This window comes from Promineifilum sp. (SeqCode) (genome assembly GCF_041918635.1).
Taxonomy (GTDB): Bacteria; Chloroflexota; Anaerolineae; order Promineifilales; family Promineifilaceae; genus Promineifilum.
In genome coordinates this window covers 1-4,418 of record NZ_JAYRVJ010000101.1, presented here as the reverse complement: position 1 = coordinate 4,418, position 4,418 = coordinate 1, and the positions used below count along the sequence as shown (strand labels likewise).

3 protein-coding genes are annotated in these 4,418 nt (G+C 65.1%); 1 reads left to right on the top strand and 2 read right to left on the bottom strand.

All coding sequences use genetic code 11. The features are described 5' to 3' along the window. Together ACE3UY_RS03320 and ACE3UY_RS03315 are read right to left on the bottom strand one after the other, a co-directional pair. Window positions 1-2,267 (bottom strand): ATP-dependent Clp protease ATP-binding subunit (locus tag ACE3UY_RS03320; RefSeq protein ID WP_374686130.1); only part of this gene is annotated, 2,267 nt, incomplete at its 3' end. A gap of 139 nt (window positions 2,268-2,406) precedes the next feature. Next, window positions 2,407-3,522: a 30S ribosomal protein S1 gene (locus ACE3UY_RS03315; protein WP_374686129.1), complete on the bottom strand. Its 1,116-nt coding sequence runs from the start codon at window positions 3,520-3,522 to the stop codon at window positions 2,407-2,409. 146 nt (window positions 3,523-3,668) lie between these two features. Between ACE3UY_RS03315 and ACE3UY_RS03310 the strand changes: the two genes are divergently transcribed. Continuing rightward, window positions 3,669-4,418 (top strand): glycosyltransferase family 39 protein (locus ACE3UY_RS03310; RefSeq protein WP_374686128.1); only part of this gene is annotated, 750 nt, incomplete at its 3' end.

The following is a 4,418-nucleotide window of genomic DNA, read 5'->3' as shown; positions in this document are numbered from 1 at the left end:
TCGTCCATCCGCTCGTTCACGTCGCCGATGATGATGTCCACGATCTGGCGGATATCCTCCGGTTGCAACTGGCGGAAGACGATGACACTGTCGAGCCGGTTCAGGAACTCCGGCCGGAAGTTGCGCTTGAGTTGTTCCATCAACTTCTTCTGCATGTCGCGGTAGTTCTCTTCGACGAGCACGGCTGCGTCCTGCTTGAAGTTGAAGCCCAGGCCCCCGCCCTTCTTGATCATGTCCGCCCCCACGTTGGAGGTCAGGATGATGATGGCGTTGCGGAAGTTGACCTTCTGCCCCTTGGCGTCGGACAGGTGGCCCTCCTCCATGATCTGGAGCAGCAGGTTGAACGCCTCCGGGTGGGCCTTCTCAATCTCGTCAAAGACGACGATGGAGTAGGGCCGGCGGCGCACCGCTTCGGTCAGCTGCCCGGCGTCCTCGTAGCCGACGTAGCCGGGTGGCGAGCCGACCAGACGGGCGACATTGTGGCGCTCCATGAACTCTGACATGTCGAGTTGCACCAGGGCGTCCTCGCTGCCGAACAGGAAGGTCGCCAGCGCCTTGGTCAGCTCCGTCTTGCCCACGCCCGTCGGGCCGAGGAACATGAACGAGCCAATGGGCCGGCGCGGGTCCTTCAGACCGGCGCGGGCGCGGCGGACGGCCTTGGAGATGGCGTTAATCGCGTCCTTCTGGCCGACAATGGCTTTCTCCATCTCCTCTTCCATGCGCAGCAGGCGGGCCGACTCTTCCTCAGTCAGTTGGTAGACTGGGATGCCCGTCCACATGGACAGGACTTCGGCCACGTCCTCGGCCGTCAGTACGGCCGAGTCGCTGAACTCGTTTCGCCCGGCGCGCAGTTCGTCCAACTGGTGTTGAATCTCTTCTTCCTGCTCGCGGATGCGCGTGGCGTCGTCGTAGCGGCCGGCCTCGACCGCCTCGTTGCGCTGCACGCGCAGGTCGCGCAGGGAGTCATACGCCTCGCGGATGTCGGTTGGCTGCTGCACGCGGTACATGCGCACGCGCGACGCGCCTTCGTCGATCAGGTCGATGGCCTTGTCGGGCAGGAAGCGCTCGGTGACGTAGCGGGTGGACAGGAAGACGGCGGCCTCGATGGCCTCGTCCGATATGAGCAGGTTGTGGTGCTGCTCATAGGCGCCCTTGATGCCCTTGAGGATCTGGACGGTTTCCTCGGAGCTTGGCTCATCGACGTGGACGGGCTGGAAGCGGCGCTCCAGAGCGGCGTCGCTCTCGATGTACTTGCGGTACTCGTCCATCGTCGTCGCGCCGATGCACTGCAACTCGCCGCGGGCCAGCGACGGCTTCAGGATGTTGGCCGCGTCCACCGAGCTGCCGGCCGACCCCGCCCCGACGAGCATGTGCACCTCGTCAATGAACAGGATGGCGTCGCTCGACTTAAGCTCCTCGATGACGCGCTTCAGCCGCTCCTCGAACTGGCCGCGGTACATCGTGCCGGCGACCAGGCTGCCTACGTCCAGCTGCAGGACGCGCTTGTTGTGCAGCGACTCCGGAACCTGGCCGTCCACGATGCGCTGGGCCAGTCCCTCGACGATGGCCGTCTTGCCCACGCCGGGCTGGCCGATGAGCGCCGGGTTGTTCTTGGTGCGGCGGGCCAGGATTTGGATGACGCGCTCGATCTCCGTCTCGCGGCCGATGACCGGATCCAGCGCATACTCTTGCGCCAGCGCGGTCAGATCAGTCGCCAGTTGGTCGACCAGAGGCGTCTTGCTCTTCTCTTTCTTCTGCGGCGGCTGACGCCGCTGCGGTTGCTGCTGGGTCTGTGACGACTCGGAGGTCGCCACCGGGCTTTCCTTCAACATCCGGCGCGTCTGGCGGCGGATTTGCTCGGCGCTGATGCCGAACTTGCGCAGCACGTCAATCGCCAGCCCTTCGTTCTGCCGGGCCAGGCCCAATAGCAGGTGCTCGGTGCTGATATAGTGCTGCCCCATGCGCCGCGCTTCTTCGACCGCGTACTCCAGGATGCGCTTGGTGCTGGGGGAAAGCTCCGTCTTGGTGAAGGGGGTGCGGGTTCCTTGCCCGCCCGAGAGGCGCTCGACCATCGCCTGCACGCGCGACACTTCCAGGCCGAGCTCGCGCAGCACGCGACCGGCCACGCCTCCTTCCTCCAATAGCAAGCCGATGAGAACGTGCTCGCTACCGATATAACTGTGGTTGAGACGTTCTGCCTCTTCCTGGGCCAGACTCAACACCCGGCGGGCGCGTTGAGTGAATCGTTCCCAATTTTTAGAGTTCACGGCTTTCCACCTCTCGGAGACAATCCACAGATTTCACCGATTTCACAGATTTGGGGCATACGCCCCAAATCTGTGAAATCCGTTTAAGCCGCGGGTGCTCCTTCAACAGAAACTCAATACCACGGACTGGTACTCGCCATTACAACGGATTCAACATCGCCAGGTCTTCCTCGATGTACTTGGCGGACGCCACCTGGCGCACGCTCAGGCCCACCTGGCGCTGCTTCGAGTCGAGGCGGATGATGCGCACCGTGACCCGGTCGCCCGGCTTCACGATGTCGCGCGCCTGTTCGACGCGGTCTTCCGCCAACTCAGAGATATGGATCAGCCCCTCCAGCTGATAGTCGTCATCGACGCGGGCAAAGGCGCCAAATTTGGTCAGGCGGGTGATCTCGGCTTCGACGAGCTGACCGACCCGGTACAGCTCCTCGATGCGGCTCCACGGATCCGCTTCCAGCCGTTTCATGCTCAGGGCCACGCGCTGCCGCTCCTGGTCTACGCTGAGAACCTGGACCTTCACGCGATCGCCCTTCTGCACCAGGTCGCCCGGCTTCTGGATGCGCTTCCAACTCATCTCCGACAGGTGCACCAGCCCCTCGACCCCGCCGATGTCCACGAACGCGCCGAAGTCGGCCAGATTGACGACCTGGCCCTCGAAGACCGCGCCTTCCTGCAAGGAGCCGAACAGCTCGGTCTTGCGGGCCTGGCGAATCTCGCGCGAGGCGGCTTGCTCGGAGAGGATCAGGCGGTTGCGCGGCCGGTCGACCTCGATGACCTTGGCCAGCATCGGCTGGCCGATCAACGCCTGATAGGAGCGCTGGCGGTTGTCGCCGTCGATCTCTTGCAGCCGGTCACGGCGCAGTTGCGAGTTGGGCACGAAACCGCGCAGTTGGCCGACGCTGACGAGGACGCCGCCCTTGTTGAAGCCGACGATCTCGGTCTCCAGCGCTTCCTGCGACTCGAGCAGATCGTTGGCGACTTGCCAATCGCGCTCCTCGGCCGCGCGGCGGAACGACAGGATGATGTTGCCGTTGTTGTCCTCGGGGTTGGCGACGAAGACGAGGATTTCCTCCCCTTCCTGAAGCTGCGCCCGCGTCGTCGAGTCATAACTCGACGTTTCCTGAGAGGGGATGACCCCCTCGGACTTCGCCCCAATGTCGACCAATATTTCGTTGTTACGGAAAGCTACGATGCGGCCCGGGCGGATTTCGCCGGCGCTAGGAAGATAGACTTCCTCCGTCAGGAGAAAGCTCATGGGGTGTTCCCCGCCACCAAAGTCAGAGTCAATCATGTTGCTAAGATTCCCACCTGCGCCAGGGTGACCCCAGCGCCCATTTTCGAGCGATTATACTGTGTTTAGGCCGCTTGGCAATAGCACTAATCTCCTGTATACCTAGCCAAATGGCCGGCCGACTGCACGCTTTCTCAGACGAACGGGCCGCCGCCGCGCGCCGGTGGTCGCGCCGGCTCTTCCCAATTTTCCTGTTTCTGCTGGCCCTGCTGCCGCGGCTGGTAGCCATCGGCTGCTACGTGACGCCGGACGAGCCAACCTGGGTTTACCGCTCGGTCGAGTTCCGCGCGGCGCTACGGGACGGGCGCTGGGCCGACACGCTCGTCGCCGGGCATCCGGGCGTGACGACGACGTGGCTGGGCGCGCTGGGCATGACGGTCCAGATGGCGCTGTCGGCCGAGGCCCGCGCCGCCCACGACTGGCTGGGGCGCGTGGCCTTCCTGACGCCCGACAACGTGGCCGCGTTCGAGCGGCTGGCGGTGCTGCTGAGCGGGGGGCGGGTGGCCGTGGCCCTGGTCAACAGCCTGGGCGTGGTTGCCGTCTACTATCTGGCGCGGCGGCTGTGGGGCGAGCGGGCCGCCGTGCTGGCCGGTCTGCTGCTGGCGTTCGACCCCTTCCTGGCCGGGCTGTCGGGGCTGCTCCACGTGGACGGCCTGAGCGCCACCTTCGCCACGCTGGCGCTGCTGGCCCTGGCCTGTGGGCGGCAGGTCGCGGAGGGTGGGCGCGGCCGGGCGCTGTCCTGGTTTGCGCTCTCCGGGGCGATGGCTGGGCTGGCCGCGCTCAGCAAGACGCCGGCGCTGGCCTTGCTGCCAGTGGCCGGGCTGGCCTTGCTCTGGCCGCTGGCCCGCGACCGGTCGCGC

Excerpts from the sequence above, each read along its gene's own strand:
- ACE3UY_RS03315 (WP_374686129.1), bottom strand. The coding sequence starts at position 3,522 with ATGAGCTTTCTCCTGACGGAGGAAGTCTATCTTCCTAGCGCCGGCGAA.